The 17,371-nt window shown below is 72.0% G+C and carries 16 protein-coding genes; 7 read left to right on the top strand and 9 right to left on the bottom strand.

Annotated features, from left to right (window positions below; translation table 11 throughout):
* Positions 1–172 precede the first annotated feature (172 nt).
* Complete coding sequence (locus ABT025_RS28135; protein WP_351000218.1) at positions 173–571, top strand: hypothetical protein; 399 nt, start codon at positions 173–175, stop codon at positions 569–571.
* Positions 572–634: 63 nt separating this feature from the next.
* Here the strand turns inward: ABT025_RS28135 and ABT025_RS28130 are convergent, their stop codons facing one another.
* Positions 635–1,123, bottom strand: a complete 489-nt coding sequence (locus ABT025_RS28130) for a glutathione peroxidase (RefSeq protein WP_351000215.1) — start codon at positions 1,121–1,123, stop codon at positions 635–637.
* Between the two features lie 36 nt (positions 1,124–1,159).
* Positions 1,160–2,164: an AsnC family transcriptional regulator gene (locus ABT025_RS28125; RefSeq protein ID WP_351000212.1), complete on the bottom strand. Its 1,005-nt coding sequence runs from the start codon at positions 2,162–2,164 to the stop codon at positions 1,160–1,162.
* A gap of 150 nt (positions 2,165–2,314) precedes the next feature.
* On the opposite strand from ABT025_RS28125, the gene ABT025_RS28120 reads away from it, so the two are divergent.
* From ABT025_RS28120 to ABT025_RS28110, 3 genes are all read left to right on the top strand, one after another.
* Complete coding sequence (locus ABT025_RS28120; protein ID WP_351000210.1) at positions 2,315–3,874, top strand: amidase; 1,560 nt, start codon at positions 2,315–2,317, stop codon at positions 3,872–3,874.
* A 196-nt stretch (positions 3,875–4,070) separates the two neighbouring features.
* Complete coding sequence (locus tag ABT025_RS28115; protein WP_351000207.1) at positions 4,071–5,501, top strand: MFS transporter; 1,431 nt, start codon at positions 4,071–4,073, stop codon at positions 5,499–5,501.
* Between the two features lie 47 nt (positions 5,502–5,548).
* A complete protein-coding gene (locus tag ABT025_RS28110) occupies positions 5,549–6,799 on the top strand; it encodes a metal-dependent hydrolase family protein (protein WP_351000204.1) in 1,251 nt (416 codons plus the stop codon).
* Here ABT025_RS28110 and ABT025_RS28105 read toward each other — a convergent pair.
* Together ABT025_RS28105 and ABT025_RS28100 are read right to left on the bottom strand one after the other, a co-directional pair.
* A complete protein-coding gene (locus ABT025_RS28105; RefSeq protein WP_351000201.1) occupies positions 6,769–7,335 on the bottom strand; it encodes a GNAT family N-acetyltransferase in 567 nt (188 codons plus the stop codon). The genes ABT025_RS28110 and ABT025_RS28105 overlap by 31 nt on opposite strands.
* Positions 7,336–7,348: 13 nt before the next feature.
* On the bottom strand, positions 7,349–7,930 hold the full coding sequence (locus ABT025_RS28100; protein WP_351000199.1) for a helix-turn-helix domain-containing protein: 582 nt from the start codon (positions 7,928–7,930) through the stop codon (positions 7,349–7,351).
* A 178-nt stretch (positions 7,931–8,108) separates the two neighbouring features.
* On the opposite strand from ABT025_RS28100, the gene ABT025_RS28095 reads away from it, so the two are divergent.
* On the top strand, positions 8,109–8,546 hold the full coding sequence (locus ABT025_RS28095) for a DUF7144 family membrane protein (RefSeq protein WP_351000197.1): 438 nt from the start codon (positions 8,109–8,111) through the stop codon (positions 8,544–8,546).
* A gap of 36 nt (positions 8,547–8,582) precedes the next feature.
* On the opposite strand, the gene ABT025_RS28090 is transcribed toward ABT025_RS28095, so the two are convergent.
* Entirely contained in the window at positions 8,583–9,923 is a 1,341-nt protein-coding gene (locus tag ABT025_RS28090; protein ID WP_351000194.1) for a chloride channel protein, read from the bottom strand.
* Positions 9,924–10,070: 147 nt separating this feature from the next.
* Entirely contained in the window at positions 10,071–11,507 is a 1,437-nt protein-coding gene (locus ABT025_RS28085) for a DUF2252 domain-containing protein (protein WP_351000191.1), read from the bottom strand.
* Between the two features lie 168 nt (positions 11,508–11,675).
* Here ABT025_RS28085 and ABT025_RS28080 point away from each other — a divergent pair, with 168 nt between their 5' ends.
* Positions 11,676–13,493, top strand: coding sequence for a glycoside hydrolase family 15 protein (locus ABT025_RS28080; protein ID WP_351000188.1), 1,818 nt, complete (start codon positions 11,676–11,678; stop codon positions 13,491–13,493).
* Positions 13,494–13,526: 33 nt separating this feature from the next.
* On the opposite strand, the gene ABT025_RS28075 is transcribed toward ABT025_RS28080, so the two are convergent.
* Positions 13,527–15,296 carry a cation:proton antiporter gene (locus tag ABT025_RS28075; protein ID WP_351000185.1) on the bottom strand — a complete coding sequence of 590 codons (1,770 nt, stop codon included), beginning with the start codon at positions 15,294–15,296 and terminating at the stop codon, positions 13,527–13,529.
* 180 nt (positions 15,297–15,476) lie between these two features.
* A complete protein-coding gene (locus ABT025_RS28070; protein WP_351000181.1) occupies positions 15,477–16,166 on the bottom strand; it encodes a hypothetical protein in 690 nt (229 codons plus the stop codon).
* Positions 16,167–16,233: 67 nt separating this feature from the next.
* Here ABT025_RS28070 and ABT025_RS28065 point away from each other — a divergent pair, with 67 nt between their 5' ends.
* Entirely contained in the window at positions 16,234–16,458 is a 225-nt protein-coding gene (locus tag ABT025_RS28065; protein WP_351000178.1) for a DUF6011 domain-containing protein, read from the top strand.
* Between the two features lie 4 nt (positions 16,459–16,462).
* On the opposite strand, the gene ABT025_RS28060 is transcribed toward ABT025_RS28065, so the two are convergent.
* Positions 16,463–17,344: an acyl-CoA thioesterase gene (locus tag ABT025_RS28060; RefSeq protein ID WP_351000175.1), complete on the bottom strand. Its 882-nt coding sequence runs from the start codon at positions 17,342–17,344 to the stop codon at positions 16,463–16,465.
* Positions 17,345–17,371 lie beyond the last annotated feature (27 nt).

The raw sequence follows: 17,371 nt of genomic DNA, 5'->3' as shown, positions 1-17,371 counted from the left end.
CTCATCTGCTACCGCCGCCGCGGTCACAACGAGGGCGACAACCCGCAGTTCACCAACCCGCAGATGCCGACAGGGAGCGGGGGCCGCGCCGGTTCGGCGGGAATGGTGTGTCCCCGGCATGTCCCTGTACATTCCCCGTGAAGATCATGATCGGTCGACGGAGGGGGCGTCCATGCTGAAGATCGCCATCGCCCGGGCCGTGACAGCCGCCGCTGCCGCGCTCGGGCTCGTCGTCGCAGCCCAGGGCACGGCGTCCGCCGAGCCGAAGTCCATCGACGTCGGATCCGGCGGATACGGGCAGTGGAACGCCGACCCGTCCGGAGGCATCCCGGGAGACTCGATCCGCGCCTGCGACACGGCCGCGGACGGCTGGAGCGTCGAGGTGAAGCTCGACATCGGCCGCAACGGCACCTGGGACCGTGTCACGAACACCCGGGGCCACCACTCGCCCTACTGCGGCCCGTGGAAGAGCGGCGACATCCAGGAAGGCACGCCGGTGAGCATCCAGGTGACGTATGTCAACGGCGAAGTCACCTACCCGAAGGGCTCCCTCCTGCTGAGCCACGCCTGACAGCGGGCCCCCGCCCGCCGGGTGGGTGGTGAACCGGCCCACCCGGCGGCGCGCCGGGGGCACTCAGGCGGCGAGCTGCGCCTCGATGGCCGCGACGACCTCCGGGGCCTCCGGCTCCGTGCGGGGGCGGATGCGGGCGACCGGCTCGCCCGCAGGGGAGATCAGGAACTTCTCGAAGTTCCACTGGACGTCACCGGCCTCGCCGTCCGCGTCCGCGAGCCGGGTGAGCTCCGTGTAGAGCGGGTGCCGGCCGGCGCCGTTGACGTCGGTCTTCGCCAGCAGCGGGAAGCTCACCCCGTACGTCGTCGAGCAGAACGTCTGGATCTCCTCCGAGCTTCCGGGCTCCTGGCCGCCGAACTGGTTGCAGGGCACGCCGAGCACCGTGAAGCCCCGGTCCCCGTACTCCTTCTGGAGCCGCTCCAGGCCGGCGTACTGCGGGGTCAGCCCGCACTTGGAGGCGACGTTCACCAGCAGGACCGCCTGGCCGCGGTAGGCGCCCAGCGTGGTCGGCTCGCCGGTGAGGGTGTGGAGCGGGATGTCGTGCAGCGTCATGGGTGTCTCCTCGTCATGTGTCTTCCACGGCCATTGTCACGCCCAGAGGTCCATCGGCACGAAGCCGGTCGCCCGGCCGTCCGGATCCAGCAGCCGGCCCATCAGCTTCACCGCGCGCAGCGCGACCGCGCGGTCGGCGATCCGCAGATGCGGGATGGTCGCGGCGAGGCGGACCTCCAGGGCCTGGGCGTCCACCAGGGACGAGACCCAGACGGTGGCGATCAGATTCTGCGGACCGGCCAGTCCCAGGCACTGTCTGATCTCCGGAAGCTTCGCCAACTCCCGGGCAGTGGCGTCCAGATGCTCGGCCGGCACAGTCCCGAAGAGAGTCACGGCGACCGGTGAGCCGGACAGTGAACGGGCCAGATCGCAGCGGAGTACGAGACGTCCGGTTTCCAGCAGCCGGTTCAGCCGGCGGCTCGCGGTGTTCACCGAGACGCCGAGGGTCTCGGCGAGTTCGCTGAGGGACATGCGCCCGTTCTCGCCTATCGACGTGACGAGTTCGGCGTACTCGGGCAGATGCTGTGTCTCGCCCAGCGCCGACCGGCGGGACGCGGCCAGCGTCTCCTGCTGGGTGCGGCTCAGGCTCGTCAGCCGCCACACGCTGCCTTCGGTGTAACTGCGGGTGATCAGGTGGGCCCGGGTCGCCGCGATCCCGGGTGTGGTTCCCAGCCGGTCCACGATGTAGCTCGAGAGTGCGCCGAAACCCGTGGCCATCGCGGTGATCAGGAGGTCGCGGCCGCCCGCCGCGTGCTCCACGGTCACCGCGTGCGGGTCCGCCGACAGGAGCTCGGCGACCGCTCCGGCCTGCCCCGGCGCGCAGTCGATCTCGACCAGCGCGCCGGCCCCCGAGCCGCCGTACGGATACGCCGTCACCCAGGCGTGGCCGGCTGCCCGCAGGCGCTCCCAGCGCCGGGCCACGGTCGCGGCATCGACTTCCAGGGCCTTCGCCAGCTCGGTCCAGGGGGCCCGTGGGTTGATCTGCAGAGCGTTGACCAGGGCCAGGTCCAGCTCGCTGAGTGAGGGCAGATTTTCAGTCATCGGGATTCCGTACTGACGAGTGCTTCGGGAAAAAACTGCATTCGGTCAAGGTCAACGACAGAGATTGGCAATTTCGAGCGGAATGTTGAGCGGAGATTAGCATCGCCGTACCTCATCAGATCCAGCCACATCCGACTCCGGAGGCGCCGCGTGCAGCAGCCTTTCGCCACCCTCGCCGATGCCGCCGCCGCCCTGCGGTCGGGCGCCGTCGGCAGCGAGGAACTCGTCACTGCCGCACTCGCCGACGCCGAGGCCCTCGATCCGCTGCTCGGTGTGTACGTGTCCCGCTTCCCGGAACAGGCGCTTGCCGCCGCCAGGGCGGCCGACTCCCGCCCCGCCGGTGAACGCGGCCCGCTGCACGGGCTGCCCCTCGCGGTGAAGGACAACCTCGCCACCGTCGAGGGCCCGGCCACCGCGCAGAGCCCCGTCCACGACCCGCACTGGTGGAGCGGGCTCGACGCACCGGCCGTCGCCCGGCTGCGCGGCGCCGGGGCGGTCGTGCTCGGCAAGACCACCATGGCCGAGTACGCCATGGGCCGCCCCGACCCCGCCCATGACTTCCCGGTGCCCCGCAACCCCTGGGACCCCGAGCGGTGGACCGGCGGATCGAGCACCGGAAACGGCGCCGGCATCGCCTCCGGACTCTTCCTCGGCGCCCTCGGCAGCGACACCTCCGGCAGCGTCCGGCTGCCCGCCGCGCTCTGCGGGGCCACCGGCCTCAAGACCACCTTCGGGCTGCTGCCCGTCGACGGCTGCATCCCGCTCAGCCCTTCGCAGGACGTCCTCGGCCCGATGGCCGTCACCGCCCGGGACTGCGGGCTCCTCCTCGACGCGCTGACCGGGCTGCCGCCCGAGGCCCCCGTGCCGGACGGGGTGCGCGGACTGCGCATCGGTGTTCCGTACGGACTGCTCGACTCTCCGGGCGTCACCGCGGAGTGCCGCACCGCATTTCAGGACGCGCTGCGGACCTTTCGTGAACTCGGCGCACAGATAAGGGAGTTCGAACTCCCGGAGTTCGGCGGGCTGCTGGCCGTCAACGGCGTCACCATGCTCGCCGAAGCCTTCACCGCGCACAGCGAGCGGCTTGCCGCCGACTGGGACGGGCACGGCCGGACCTTTCGCCGGCTGGCCGCGGCCGGCGGACTCGTCCCGGCACACCTCTACCTCCGGGCCCAGCGCACCCGCGGACAGCTCACCGCGCAGCTGCTCGCGCGGATGGAGGGCCCCGGCGGCGTCGACCTGATCGCCACCCCGACCTGGCCCGCGCCCGCGCGGCCGTACGCACAGGAGGCCGCACCCGGCGAGGAGCTCAACCTCACCGCCGTCTGGAACCCCACCGGCTTCCCGGCCCTCGCGCTGCCCATGGGCGCGGACCCTGCCGGGCTGCCGCTCTCCCTCCAACTGGCCGGCCGGCCCCGCTCCGAGCACACCCTGCTCGCCGCGGGCGACGCCTATCAGTCCGCCACCACCTGGCATCTGCGCCGGGCCGCGCCCGACCCCGGGCAACGGCCCACCCCGCTCCGTGACCCGGACGGTGCAGGGCCGGACCGCTCGTCCCCGGCGCCGTCCACGCCCACCCCTCCCGACGGCCCGGCCGGAGCCGGAGCGGCGCTGGCCGCGATCGGCATCACCCCGGGACCGGCCGATCTGGCCGTCGTACGGGCCGTGGCCCGCTCGCTCCTCGACGCCGGCCGCCGGCCCGCCGCCTGACCCCGGGCCGGGCGGGTCCCACCGACGCCGCCCCCGGTCTTCCTCCGCCCCCGGCCGGGCGGCGCCCCACCGACGCCGCTCCTGCTCTTCCCCGACCCCGGCGGGCAACGACCCACCGACGCTGCCCCCCGGTCTTCCCCTGACCCGCCCTCACCCGCCGCGCCTGTGCGCGCGGCCGTGCCCAAGTGGAGAACCCATGTCGCGTATCCAGCCCACCCCGGGCGCCGGCGCGCCAGGCCTCGGCGCCACCCGTGTCGCCGCGGTCGTCGGATTCCTGGTCTTCGTCGAGCTGACCAGCGGCATCATCCAGGGGATGATGCCGACCCTGCTGCCCGAGCTCGGCACCGTGCTCAACGTCGGCGCGGGCGACCTCAACTGGGTCAACGCGGCCCAGCTCCTTGCCGCCGCCGTCTCCGTTCCGCTCTTCGGACGGCTCGGCGACATGTACGGTCACCGGCGGCTGCTGCGCATCGCCGTCCTCTGCCTCGCCGTCGGCTCCGTACTGGTCGCCTGGGCGCCCTCCTTCGAGGTGCTGCTGGTCGGCCGGGTGCTCCAGGGACCGCTTGCCGCGCTCCTGCCCCTGGAGATCGGACTGGTCCGCGACCGGCTGGACGCAGCGGGCGCCCGGAGCGCCATCGCCATGCTCGTCGGCGCGCTGACCTTCGGCGCCAGCGCCGGCATGGTCGTCGCCGGACTGCTCCGTGAGGCCATCTCCTCCGTGCACGGCGTCCTCTGGATCCCGGCCGCCGCCACCTTCCTGTGCGCCGGAGTCGTGTTCTTCCTGGTGCCCGAGTCGAGGACCAGGGCCCAGGGCCGGGTCGACTGGGCCGGGGCCGGACTCCTCAGCGCCGGACTCGCCACGCTGCTGCTGGGCATCTCCCAGGGGCCCAAGTGGGGCTGGACCGACGAGACCACCCTGGCCCTGTTCGCCGTCGCCGCGGTCAGCCTCGTCGTCTGGGTCCTGGTCGAACTCCGCGTCGCCGAGCCGATCGTCGACATCCGCCTCACCGTGCAGCGCACCCTGCTTCCCGTCTACGCGGCGAGCTTCCTGCTCGGCACCGCACTCTTCGGGGCCCAGACCGCCCTGGTGCTCTTCGTGTCCTCGCCCGCCGACAAGCTCGGATACGGCTTCGGCTACGACGCCCTCGGGATCGCCTGGCTGATGCTGCCGTCCGGTGTCATGGCGTTCATCGCCTCGCTGTTCGCCTCCCGGCTCTTCAAGCTCATCGGCGGACGCGGCGCCCTCGCCCTCAGCGGGGTCCTCATGGCGATCGGCTATGTGTTCCTGATCGCCGCCCACGACCACCCCTGGCAGTTCGTCGTCGTCAACCTCGTCGTCGGTTCGGGCGTCGGCCTCGCCCTCAGCGCGATGCCCGTCCTGATCATCGACTCCAGCCCGCACGAGCGCACCGCCATCGCCACCGGCATCTACAACACGGCGAAGACCGTGGGCGGTTCCGTCGCGGGGGCCGTGTTCGCGGCCATCCTCACCGCCCTCACCTTCAAGGGCACCGAGATCCCGACGATCGACGCCTACACCACCGTGTGGTGGTGCTGCGCCGGGGTGTCGGCCCTCGTCGCCGTCGCCGCCGCGGTCGTGGCCCGCCCCGTGAAGCCCGCCAACTGAACCACCGTCCCGCCCTCTTGCACCCTCTCCAGGGAAGGAACAGCGCCATGCCCGCCGCCCCCACCACATCCGTACTCCTGCACAACGGCCTGCTCATCGACGGCACCGGGAGCGAGCCGGTCCGCGACGGTGCGGTTCTCATCGAGGACGGTCGCGTCCGGTGGGCGGGCCGCACCGCCGACAGGCCCGTCACCACGGCCGCGACCCGCCGCGTCGACGTCCGCGGAGACGCGATACTCCCGGGCTTCATCGACTGCCACGTCCATATGGCCGCCCCCGGAACGACGTTGAGCCACGCCGAGATCGCCGCCATGCCGCACAGCCTGGTCACCTTCCTGGCCGGGCCCAGGATGAAGCAGACGCTCGAAGCCGGCGTCACCACGGCGCGGGACCTCGGCGGCGCGGACGCCGGACACCGGCGGGCCGTCGAATCCGGCCTGCTCGTCGGCCCCCGGCTCCAGGTCGCCGTAGCCATGCTCAGCCCCACCGGAGGGCACGGCGACTTCCGGGCCGGCAACGACGACCGCCCCAACAGCAACCCCATGGGCCGGCTGGCCGACGGCCCGGCCGAATGCCGCAGGGCGGTCCGCGACGTGCTCCGCCGCGGCGCCGACTGCGTCAAGATCGCGGCGACCGGCGGGGTGTGGAGCCCGACCGACCAGCCCGACGACGACGGGTTCCTGGAGGACGAGATCCGCACGATCACGGAGATCGCCGCCGGTCACCGGGGCAAGAAGGTAGCCGCCCACGCCCAGGGCCGGGGCGGGATCCTCAACGCCGTGCGCGGCGGCGTCGCCAGCGTCGAGCACGGCTACGAGATCGACGACGAGGCCATCGGGCTGATGCTGGAGCGGGGCACCTTCCTCGTACCGACGCTCACCACCGCCAACACCGACCCGGACCCGGGGAAGGCCGCGCCCTGGGCGTACGCCAAGAAGAAGCACTGGCAGGACGTCGCCCGCCGGCACATCCCGCGCGCGATCGAGCGCGGGGTGCGGATCGCGATGGGCACCGACTGCGGCATCGCCGAGCACGGAACGAACCTGCGCGAGCTCGGGCACCTCGTCGACTGCGGGATGACCCCGATGGGCGCGCTGCGGGCCGGGACCGCCGAAGCGGCCGAACTCCTGGGACTCGCCGACGAGATCGGCACCCTGGAGCCCGGCAGGCGCGCCGACGTCGTGATCGCGCGAGGCAACCCGCTCGACGACATCACGTCCCTCGGCGACCCCGGGAACATCCTGCTCGTCATGAAGGACGGCGTCGCCTACAAGGACATCGAAGGGCTCACCGCCTGACCGGGCTCCGCACCGTCCCGGCCGAGGGCCTTGTAGTAGAAGGTGGTCGGCTTCAGTACACCGGCCGGGTCGGCGGCGTAGTCCGGAACGGACCCGCACTCCGTCCATCCGGCCGAGCGGTACAGCCGCTCGGCCGGACTTCCGCTCTCGGTGTCCAGGATCAGCAGCGTGACGCCGTCCCCGGCCGCCGAGCGCTCGACGGCGTCCAGCAGGGCCCGGCCGAGCCCGCGGCCGCGCGTCGACGGACGGACCATCAGCTTGGCGATCTCAGCGCGATGACGGGCGTTGGGCAGCGGTGCCCGGGCCAGGCCGATGGTCCCCGCGATCCGCTCACCGTCCCGGGCGATCCACACCTGGTGATGTCCCGCGTCGACGGATGCGGCGCGCTCCCGCCACCAGCACGCGGCGGCATTCCGGTCGAGCGGTGCCAGGAACCCCACGGATGCTCCGCAGTCGACCGTCTCCACCAGGAGGGCGGCCAGTTCATCGGCGTACGTGACCAGTTCGGGTCCGGTCACCGGGACGATCTCGGTCATGCGGCAGGTCCTTTCACGGTGCGACGATCATCAGTGCGTAGCGGACCCGTTCCGGGCCCGGACAGTGGAAGCGAGAGGGGCCGCGCAGCCGGAAGCGCAGGCAGTCGCCCGGGCCCACCGTGTGCACGGTGGCGTCGACGGTGATCTCGACCGTCCCCTCCAGGACCCAGATGTGCTGCTCCAGGCCGGGGACGGGCGGATTCTCGTACGCGATCACGGCACCCGCGTCGAGGATGCCCTCGATGACCTCCGCGCGCAGACCGGCATGCGGAGGCGAGACGGACCTGCGCACGAATCCCGACTCCTCGTCCCGCCAGACCGTCTGGCGCCCGGCGGGTACCAGCTGCGGTGGCTGGGCCTCCACCTCCAGCAGCAGCCGGGACATGGTCCGCTCGTGGACGGTGCACAGCCGGCCGAGCTGGGCGGCGGTGGGGCTCAGCTCACCTCGTTCGAGCCTGGAGAGCGTCGAGCGGCTCAACCCGCTGCGCCGGGCCAGCTCGTCCAGCGACCAGCCGCGCTCGACGCGCAGTTCACCGAGCCGCGCCGCCAGTCCGGCCTCTACGGATCCGGCTTCTTCCACGCCTGCATCTCTCACATCGGAGAGGATATCTCTATTCCGAGACGTTCGGTGGTGCGGCCTGCGGCGGGTACGCGGAGGGCCCTTCTTCGTTCTGCCGGTCAGGTGCCGTCGTGTCACGCTGGGACAGGGGGTTCGCCCGGTCGGGCATCTCGGTCCCGCCGGGTGATTCCGCTACCCGAGGAGGCCGACCGGCATGGCCAGTACCAGTAACGAACCACGAGCCGCGCGCGACACCGCCCCGAGCTCCCGTCATCCGTTCCAGACGGGGTGGACGGTCTTCGCCGCAGTCCTGATGATCTTCGGCGGGGCCATGGCGATCCTTCAGGGAGTCGCCGCCATCGCCAAGGACGACGTCTTCGTCGCCACGCGCAACTACGTGTTCCAGTTCAACCTGACCGGCTGGGGCTGGATCCACCTCATTCTCGGCATCGTCATCGTGCTCTGCGGCTGCGCCCTGTTCACCGGGGCCGTGTGGGCGCGTGTGGTGGGTGTGGTCCTCGCCGGACTCGGTGCACTCGCCAACTTCCTGTGGCTGCCGCACTATCCGTTGTGGTCCATCGTGCTCATCGCCATCGACGTCTTCATCATCTGGGCGCTCTGCGCGGGGCCGCACAAGAGTGAGACCGTCTGACGGGGCAGCCGTGCCTCCCGGGGCGGAAGGGGCCGCTCACCGTGTGGGCGGCTCCGTCGCGAACGCGGCCGGCGGGGGAGTGATCCGCAGCGTGACGACGTAGGAGACGACCACCGAGACGATCACGAGCGGCATGACGGTGAGTCCCTGGGAACCCAGCAGCAGGGTCGCCAGCAGCACCGCCGTCATCGGGAGTTTCAGCATGGCCACGCACATCGCCCCGATGCCCATGGCAAATCCGGATGCCGGGTTCAGCCCGGGAAGGTGGGAGAGCGCGAGGCCGCCCGCCGCACCGACGAACATCGCCGGGAAGACCGGGCCGCCCCGGAACGCGCTCAAGGACGCCGAGTAGGCCAGCGACTTGCAGACGATGAGCACCACCAGGGCGCCCGCCGAGTACTGGGCGCTGTCGGAGAGCAGCGGGTCCAGCGCGTGCTCGCCCGAGTACAGCACCTGCGACGCGGACTTTCCGGTGCTCTCGGCGTACACAAGGGCGAGTACCCCGACGGCGAGGCCCATTACCGCGGTGGCCACCACCCTCCGCCGCTCCACCCTCGGCTGAAGGAACAGCGCCAGCCGGTGGATACCCGCGCCCACGAGTGCGGCACCCAGTCCGAGTGCGACGGCCCACCCGAATTCGGCGACGGTGGGGTTGTCGGCGTGCGGCACCTCGTGCAGCGTCAGTGAGTACGTCCCCAGGCCCGTCCACGAGCCGAGTCCCGTGAAGATGAGCGCGCCGATCCCGGCCGCCAGGAGTCCGGGAACCAGCGCCACCCCGAGCATCATCCCGGCCAGCCCCGAGGCCTCCATCAGCAGGAACGCGCCGAGAAGCGGTGAACCCAGCAGTGCGCTGACCGCGGCGAAGCTGCCCGCGGCCCCCACCACGGCGACCGCCCCCGGAGCGATGTCCGGCTTGATCAGCCGCACCGCCCACACGGCCAGGCCGCCGCCGAGCGCGATGAGCGGCGCCTCCGGGCCGAGCACCGCGCCGAGACCGAGGGAGGCGAGCGCCGCGAGAGCGATGCCGGGCAGGTGCGCCGCCGAGGGAGGCCCGGTGCTCACCAGCCCCTCCGCCGGCTTGTGCCCGCCGCCTCCCGGGAGGTACCGGACGGCCAGCCCCGTCAGCAGCCCCGCCACGCCGAGCAGCGGCACCGGCCACCACGAGGGCGTGGAGGCGAAACCCAGGGCGTCGGGCAGATCGTCGTACGTGAGTGACTGGAGTTCGGACACCAGGGCGAGGAAGCCGAAGGCCGCCGCCGAGATCGGAACCCCGAGGATCGCCACCATCACGAGCATGACCGCGTAGCCGCGGGTGCGGATCAGGGCGACGGGATCAGGTGGCTGGGCGGCGGGCGTTCCGGCTGGCTCGGCCGTCATGCTCGGTGTCTCCTCGGCATCGCGAATCCCCTGGGGACGCCCTGTCCTCAAGGCATCCCCAAGGTGATACCACGATGTGGTGACTCGGGTGATATGTCCGCGCGGTACGGGTGCGGCGCGAACAGTGCCGGCCGGTCGCGGCCGGGGTCACGTCCCTTCGGCCGCCGGGTCGGCCGAGGGCAGCCGGCCGGACCGTACGGCGTCGACCAGAGCCTGGTGGTCCCGCTCGTTCCGGTCGGCGTACGACTCCGCGAACTGCTGGAGCGCCCGGTCGAACACCTCACCGCGGCCCAGGTACGCCGCGATCGCGATCCGGTCCCCCGACCGGGCGTGGGCCCGGGCCAGTGTGGCGCCGCAGACCTCTCCGAAGACGCCGAGGCCGCGCGGGACCATCAGCTCCGGCTGGACGATGCCCTTCCAGTCGCGCAACTGCCGGATGTAGAAGTCCCGGGGCCGGCCGTCGAACCCGTCCACCCGCTCCCAGCCCAGGAAGATGTCGCTCGCCGCCTGCATCAGCCGCTGTCCGGCGACCACCCGGCTGCCCTGGTTCCGGTGCCGGCTCGCGCCCGCGTACGGAGCGAGCACCGAGGTGTCCGCCTCCTTGGCCTGCAGGAAGAGCGGGTCCCCGCTGTCCCGCCCGAGCAGGAGGATGATCCAGCACCTGGTGCCGACGCTGCCCACACCGACCACCTTGCGGGCCACGTCGACGAGCCGGAACCCGGAAAGGAGGGTGCGCCGGTCGGACGCCAGAGTCCGGCCGTATTCGTCGATCAGCCGGCGGAACTGCTCCTCGAACGCAGTGCGCTCCACGTCGGGCATCAGATCGGCGACCGGGACGAGCAGGGGCGGGTCCGCGGCGATCCGGCGCCGTCCGTCGACCACTTCGGTGAGCTTGTCGAACGCCTGCAGACTGTCCCTGGTACGGGCCTTGGCCATGGCGCGGGCCACCCCCTTGCGGCCACGCTTCCTCAGCTGCTCCGTCGCCACGGTACGCAGCCGGTCGGCGTCCGTCCGCGCGTACCAGACGTCGAGATGGCGCATGCCCGCGAACCGGATCATCCACTCCCGGTACGACCGGACCGCGGCCAGCACGACGGCGGCGCGCTCCCGGTCGCTGAAGCCGTTCGCCCGGCCCGCGATGACCAGGCTGGCCGCCAGCCGTTTGACGTCCCACTCCCAGGGGCCCGGCAGGGTCTCGTCGAAGTCGTTGATGTCGAAGAGCAACTGCCGCTCCGGTGAGGCCAGCAGCCGGAAGTTCAGCAGGTGCGCGTCCCCGCACAGCTGAGCCCTGATCCCGGAGACCGGCGTGGTGGCCAGATCGGCGGCCATGATCGCGGCCGCGCCCCGGTAGAAGCGGAACGGGGACTCCGTCATGCGCCCATAGCGGATCGGGACGAGCTCGGGCACCCTGGCCGCCGACTGGCCCTCCAGGATGTCCAGCGGATCCGGCCGGCCGGGGCCCGGCTCGAACACCGCGTGGCTCGACCGCGGCACCGCTCGGCGGGCCGCCTTGCCCCGCGCCGCCCGCTCATCGGGCGTGGGGAACTCACCGCCGTACGGTACCGGCCTGATGTCGTGCGGCATCGGGATCCTCCTGACCGCTGCGCGGGCAGGAAGGGACGACGCTGCCCGGCTCCCTCCGATCATCGCCGGTTCCTGCGATTCCGGCACCAGCAGCCGGGCCGGCCGGGCGGGGACGCCCGGTTCGGCGGATAGTGGAATGTGCACGGGCGTGCCTGAGATTGGATGCACATGGACCGGTACCCGCCCATAGCGGATCACGGCCTCGTGGGTGATCTGCAGACCGTCGCACTGATCTCCGGGCAGGGCGTGGTCGACTGGCTGGCCGCGCCGAGGTTCGATTCGCCCAGCGTCTTCGCCGCCCTGCTCGACCACGACCGCGGCGGCTTCTTCAGACTGTCGCCGGACGGCCCCGGCCACACCTGCAAGCAGCTCTACTACCCCGACACCGCCGTGCTGGTCACCCGGTTCATGTCACCGGACGGGGTCGGCGAGGTACTCGACTGGATGGTTCCCTCGCGCACCCCGGTGGCGACCGACCGGCACACCCTGATGCGGGCCGTGCGCGTCGTCCGCGGGAGCGTCCGCTTCACCCTGGAGTGCCGACCCCGCTTCGACTACGGACGCGCCCCGCACGAGCTCGAACTGCAGCCGGACGCGGCCGTGTTCCGCGCACCGGAAGGCACCGGGCACCTTCGGACGAGCTTCCCTCTTGGGCGCGAGGGCCAGGACGTACGCGGTGAGTTGACCCTGCGAGCCGGCGAGACGGCCGTGGCCGTCTTCACCGTCTGCGCCCCAGGCGGACCGGCCCCGCCGCCCCCGACCGTCGAGGCGGTCACCGCCGAACTGTGGTCCGTCGTCGACTTCTGGCAGGCGTGGTTGCGGACCTCCACGTACCGCGGCCGGTGGCCCGGCATGGTGAACCGCTCCGCCATCACCCTCAAACTCCTCACCTACGCACCCACGGGCGCGCCGGTCGCCGCCGCGACGATGGGACTGCCCGAACGGGTCGGCGGCGAACGGAACTGGGACTACCGGTACACCTGGGTCAGGGACGGCTCCCTGTCCGTGCGGGCCCTGCTCGACCTGGGGTTCGTCGAGGAGGCGACAGCCTTCACCCACTGGCTCGGCGACCGGCTGCGGGACCGGGAGCACGCCGACGGCGAAGCCCTCCAGATCATGTACCACGTCGACGGAGAGCCCCTGCTGACCGAGCAGGTGCTCGGCCACCTCTCGGGCTACCGGGGCTCGGCGCCGGTACGGCTCGGCAACGCCGCGGCAGGTCAGCTCCAGCTCGACATCTACGGCGAGGCCCTCTACGCACTGTCCGAAGGACGTGAGGTCGGCATCCAGGCGGGCTACCGGGGCTGGAAGCTCGTGGCCCGCACCCTGGACTGGCTCGCCGACTCCTGGGACCGGCCGGACGAGGGGATCTGGGAGACCCGTGGTGGCCGCAAGGACTTCACCTACAGCCGCGTGATGTGCTGGGCCGCCTTCGACCGGGGCCTGCGGCTGGCCGCGGAGTTCAGCAGGCCGGCCGACACGGTCCGGTGGACCCGGGCCAGGGACGAGATCCTGGAGCAGGTGATGGAGCACGGCTGGAGCGAGCCGGACGGGGCCTACGTCCAGCAGTACGGGAGCGCCGTGCTCGACGCCTCGCTCCTGCTGATGCCCCGGGTCGGGTTCCTGGCGCCCAAGGACCCCAGCTGGTTGTCCACCCTGGACGCCATGGACCGCACCCTCGTCTCCGACAGCCTGGTCTACCGCTACGATCCGGCCGCCTCGTCGGACGGACTGCGCGGCTCGGAGGGCACGTTCAGTCTCTGCACCTTCCTCTACGTCGACGCACTGGCCCGCGCCGGACGACTGCGCCTGGCCCGGTACACCTTCGAGAAGATGCTCACCTACGCCAACCATGTCGGTCTCTTCGCGGAGGAGATCGGCCTCAGCGGAGAGCAACTGGGCAACTTCCCGCAGGCGTTCACCCATCTCTCGCTCATTACCGCGGCGCGCACGCTCGACGAGGCCCTGGACCGGCAGCGCGACTGAACCGGGCCGGCGCCCTGGTGGCGCGCCCGGCGTTCAGACCGCAGGAGCACCGGCGGGCGGGCCCAGGAGGACGAGGGTGTCACCCGTCTCCGGGGCCTGTGTCCGCGCGTCGGTGACCGGGACGAGCCGGCCGTCCGGACGCACCACGAACAGCAGCTCATGACCGGCCGGGACCGGCCCGGCGGAGGTCCGCGTCACCACCCGAGCCCCGGCCTCGTACCTGCGGGCCAGCTCGGGTCCGGTGAGCCCGGCATCGAAGAGCGATTCACCACCGGTGTACGGAGCCACGACCCCGTGACTCGCGGAGGGCGGCCGGAGACGGTGGACGGGCCCCTCGACGCTCTCGCGGAGCGTCACCGACGCGAGCGCGTTGAAGTCGTCCTCGTCGGTGAGCAGCAACACGCCTGTGATTCCCTCGAGTTCCGCACCCGACCCGGTGGCGGCAGCGAGCAGTTCGCCGGGCGCCAGCTTCAGTCCGGCCTCCTCGATCCGCGTACGGTCACGGCCGGCCCCGGCCCACATCAGGACATCCAGCCCTGCCGCGCGCAGCGCGCACGCCAGGTCGACCGCCCAGGGCGCGCCGCCGACGAGCAGCGGCCTGGACCGTGCAGGACGCAGCACCCCCAGCCGCCGGGCGACCGGGAACGCCGTCAGGCCGTACAGCATCACCGTGGCGACGATCACGACGAACGTCGCCGGGAGGATGCGCTCGGCGCCGGTGATGCGGTGGTCGACCAGTTCGGCCGAGAACGTGGAGGCCGTGGCCGCCGCGACGATGCCGCGCGGTGCCATCCATCCGATGAACCACCGTTCCCCGCGCGGTACATCGGTCCGGAGGGTGGCGAGCTGGGCCACCAGCGGTCTGGTCACCAGCACGAGCAGGGCGACCAGCGCGAGCGACGGCAGCACCACGTGCCGCAGGGACGCCGGTGTGACCGTGGCCGAGATGGAGATGAACAGCAGCCCGATGATCAGCGAGACCAGGGTGTCGAAGAAGGGCCGTCGCGCGGGGAGGTCCAGGCCCGGCAGATTGGCCATGGCCATCCCCATGACCACCGCGGAGATCAGGCCCGTGTCGTCCCGCAGTGCGTCGCAGCCGGCCGCCACGCCGATCACGGCGGCCAACTGCACCGAGGTGGCCAGCTCCTCGCTCATCAGCACCCGCCGGAGCAGCAGCCACAGCACGCCGGCGCCGACCGCACCACCCGCCACACCCACTGCCGTGCTGACCGAGAACTCGGCCAGCTGACTGCCGAACCCCGGCCGGTCGCCCGCGAGGACCGCGTGGAAGACGAGCGCCCCCAGGATGCCTCCGACCGGGTCGATCAGCGATCCCTCCCAGATGAGGATGCGCTGCAGCCGCTCGGTGGGCCGGACGAAGTTGAGAAGCGGCCCGACGACGGTCGGCCCGGACACGACCAGGATGGCCGCGAGCATCACCGCCGCCCGCATCGACATGTCCAGGACCGGCACGGCGAACAGCGCGGCGGACACCACGGTCAGCAGCGTCCCCAGCCAGAGCAGCCGGACCACGACGCGGCGCGTGTGGCCCTTCAGCCTCCTGAGCTCCAGGCCCAGGCCGGCGTCGTAGAGGATCACGGCCACCGCGAGCGACACCAGCGGGGAGAAGGATCCGCCCAGCAGTTTCTGGGGATCGACGTCGTCGCTCAGCGCCCCTGCGGCGAAACCGACCGGCAGCAGGACGAGCAGCGCCGGGACGCGCAGCAGGCTCGCCAGCAGTTGCGAACCGACCGCGAGCACCACGATCAGTCCGATGCCCACGAACACCTGATCCGCCGTCATCACCGTGCCTCCTCCGGCGCGAGCGCCGGGGCAGCGGTCGCGACCCGCGGAGCACCGCGTGCGACCACCTTCCGTGGCGGCGCACGGCAAAGGGGGCGAGGGCTCGCTCCGACGGCCGTCCCGGCACCCCGGTGTCCCCCCGACGGCCTAACGCAGTGCGTCACGGGACGGGCGCACGGATCACTTCCTGTCGTCCCAGGGTGTGCCCATCCAGCTGTCGAACGTCCGGATCAGCGCCGACATCGAGGCCGCGAGCCGCCGGTCGACCCACTGCGCGTGCACCTGGACCTCGTCCTCGTCGGACCGGAACTCCATCGGGACCTCATGGCCCGCACGCCAGATGACGCGCCGTGGTCCGCGTGCCACATCGCCGCTGCCGCTCAGCAGGCTGCCCACGGCGATGGCCACCTGCACGGGAAACAGCAGCCACCACACGTACCACCAGAAGATCCGGCCCTTGAATCCGACCGCCTCCGGGCAGCCGGTCTGGCCGACCGTCCACCGGGTCCGAATCCCCTTGCCGGACAGCGCCTTCTCCCGCACGAGGGTGCCGACGAGCTCGCCCTGCCCGCCCCACACCTGATAGACCGACACGCCCTCGCCCGCCGACGTGGTGATGAGTGTGGCCAGCCGCGAACGACGCTCCGGGCTGTCCCACAGCACAAAGGAACGGGCACCCGTCTTCCGCGCCGCGAGATACGCGGGTATCCCGCCCTGCGGCAGTTCGCGCTCCAGATACGCGACCACGTGGAACGGGCCCGCGGACGTGTCGACGACGACGTGGTGAAAGCCCTCGGCCACCCCCGGCAGGGGCGCGCCCCCGGCTTTCCCGTCCTTGGGCAGGGCCATCACTTTCAGGGCGCTGAGCACGTGCGACTCCTCCGTTGTGCGCGGTCGGGAAGTCGAAGCGTAGACGGGCACCTGCGAAGATCGACGGGTGGAGTCCTCAGAATCCGTCCCCGGCACCGATCCGCTGCCCGGCACCGCCGCGGCGACGGGCCGCCGCCCGGTGCGCTGCCGCATGTGCGGCCGCCCGCTCACCGGCACGGCCTCACGCCGCACCGGCCTCGGCCCCACCTGCGACGCCAGACTGCACCCGGCGCCGCCCGACATCCGCACCCGCCGTCACGAGGTCGACCAGGACCCGCTGCCGGGCACCTGAGCCGTCAGGAGGGCTGCTCGCCAAGCCGCCGGAACAGCCCCTCCTGCACCACCGACACCAGCAGATTGCCCGCGCGGTCGTAGATCCTGCCGCGCGCCAGACCCCGCCCGCCGGTCGCCACCGGTGACTCCTGGTCGTACAGGAACCACTCGTCGGCCCGGAACGGCCTGTGAAACCACATGGCATGGTCCAGCGACGCCATGTCGAAGCCGCGCGGCCCCCACAGCGGCTCCACCGGGATGCGCACCGCGTCCAGCAGCGTCATGTCGCTCGCGTACGTCAGCGCACAGGTGTGCACCAGCGGGTCGTCGCCGAGCGGGCCGACCGCGCGCATCCACACCGCGCTGCGCGGGTCCGCGTCCTTGATCTCCTCCTGCGTCCAGCGCAGCCGGTCGACGTAGCGGATGTCGAACGGCTGGCGCCGCGCCATCCGCTCCAGCGCCTCCGGCAGACCGCCCAGGTGCTCGCTCACCTCTTCGGCGACCGTCGGCAGCTCCTCCGGATCGGGCACCACACGGGCCGGCGGCAGCTGGTGCTCGAAGCCGGCCTCCTCCGGACGGTGGAAGGACGCCGTCAGGTTGAAGATGGTCCGGCCCTGCTGGACGGCCGTCACCCGGCGGGTGGTGAAGGACCGGCCGTCCCTGACCCGTTCGACCTCGTAGACGATCGGCACCCCGGGACGGCCCGGCCGCAGGAAGTAGGCGTGCAGCGAATGCACCGGCCGGTCCCCGTCGGTGGTGCGGCCCGCCGCGACCAGCGCCTGTCCGGCCACCTGCCCGCCGAAGACCCGCTGGAGGGACTCGTCGGGACTGCGGCCGCGGAAGATGTTGACCTCGATCCGCTCCAGGTCGAGCAGGTCGACCAGACGATCGGCGGGGTTCGTCATGCGGTTCTTCTCCACTCTCGCAGCGGC

Origin of the sequence: Streptomyces sp. NPDC002809, assembly GCF_040295435.1 — a bacterium.
Lineage (GTDB): Bacteria > Actinomycetota > Actinomycetes > Streptomycetales > Streptomycetaceae > Streptomyces.
Note: the sequence above shows the minus strand (reverse complement) of the source record. Positions and strands in the feature narration are given on the sequence as shown.

Bases quoted from the DNA above. Each gene is read 5' to 3' on its own strand.
- ABT025_RS28135 (WP_351000218.1), top strand. From the start codon at position 173: ATGCTGAAGATCGCCATCGCCCGGGCCGTGACAGCCGCCGCTGCCGCG.
- ABT025_RS28130 (WP_351000215.1), bottom strand. From the start codon at position 1,123: ATGACGCTGCACGACATCCCGCTCCACACCCTCACCGGCGAGCCGACC.
- ABT025_RS28125 (WP_351000212.1), bottom strand. From the start codon at position 2,164: ATGACTGAAAATCTGCCCTCACTCAGCGAGCTGGACCTGGCCCTGGTC.
- ABT025_RS28115 (WP_351000207.1), top strand. From the start codon at position 4,071: ATGTCGCGTATCCAGCCCACCCCGGGCGCCGGCGCGCCAGGCCTCGGC.
- ABT025_RS28110 (WP_351000204.1), top strand. From the start codon at position 5,549: ATGCCCGCCGCCCCCACCACATCCGTACTCCTGCACAACGGCCTGCTC.
- ABT025_RS28105 (WP_351000201.1), bottom strand. From the start codon at position 7,335: ATGACCGAGATCGTCCCGGTGACCGGACCCGAACTGGTCACGTACGCC.
- ABT025_RS28095 (WP_351000197.1), top strand. From the start codon at position 8,109: ATGGCCAGTACCAGTAACGAACCACGAGCCGCGCGCGACACCGCCCCG.
- ABT025_RS28090 (WP_351000194.1), bottom strand. From the start codon at position 9,923: ATGACGGCCGAGCCAGCCGGAACGCCCGCCGCCCAGCCACCTGATCCC.
- ABT025_RS28085 (WP_351000191.1), bottom strand. From the start codon at position 11,507: ATGCCGCACGACATCAGGCCGGTACCGTACGGCGGTGAGTTCCCCACG.
- ABT025_RS28080 (WP_351000188.1), top strand. From the start codon at position 11,676: ATGGACCGGTACCCGCCCATAGCGGATCACGGCCTCGTGGGTGATCTG.
- ABT025_RS28075 (WP_351000185.1), bottom strand. From the start codon at position 15,296: ATGACGGCGGATCAGGTGTTCGTGGGCATCGGACTGATCGTGGTGCTC.
- ABT025_RS28060 (WP_351000175.1), bottom strand. From the start codon at position 17,344: ATGACGAACCCCGCCGATCGTCTGGTCGACCTGCTCGACCTGGAGCGG.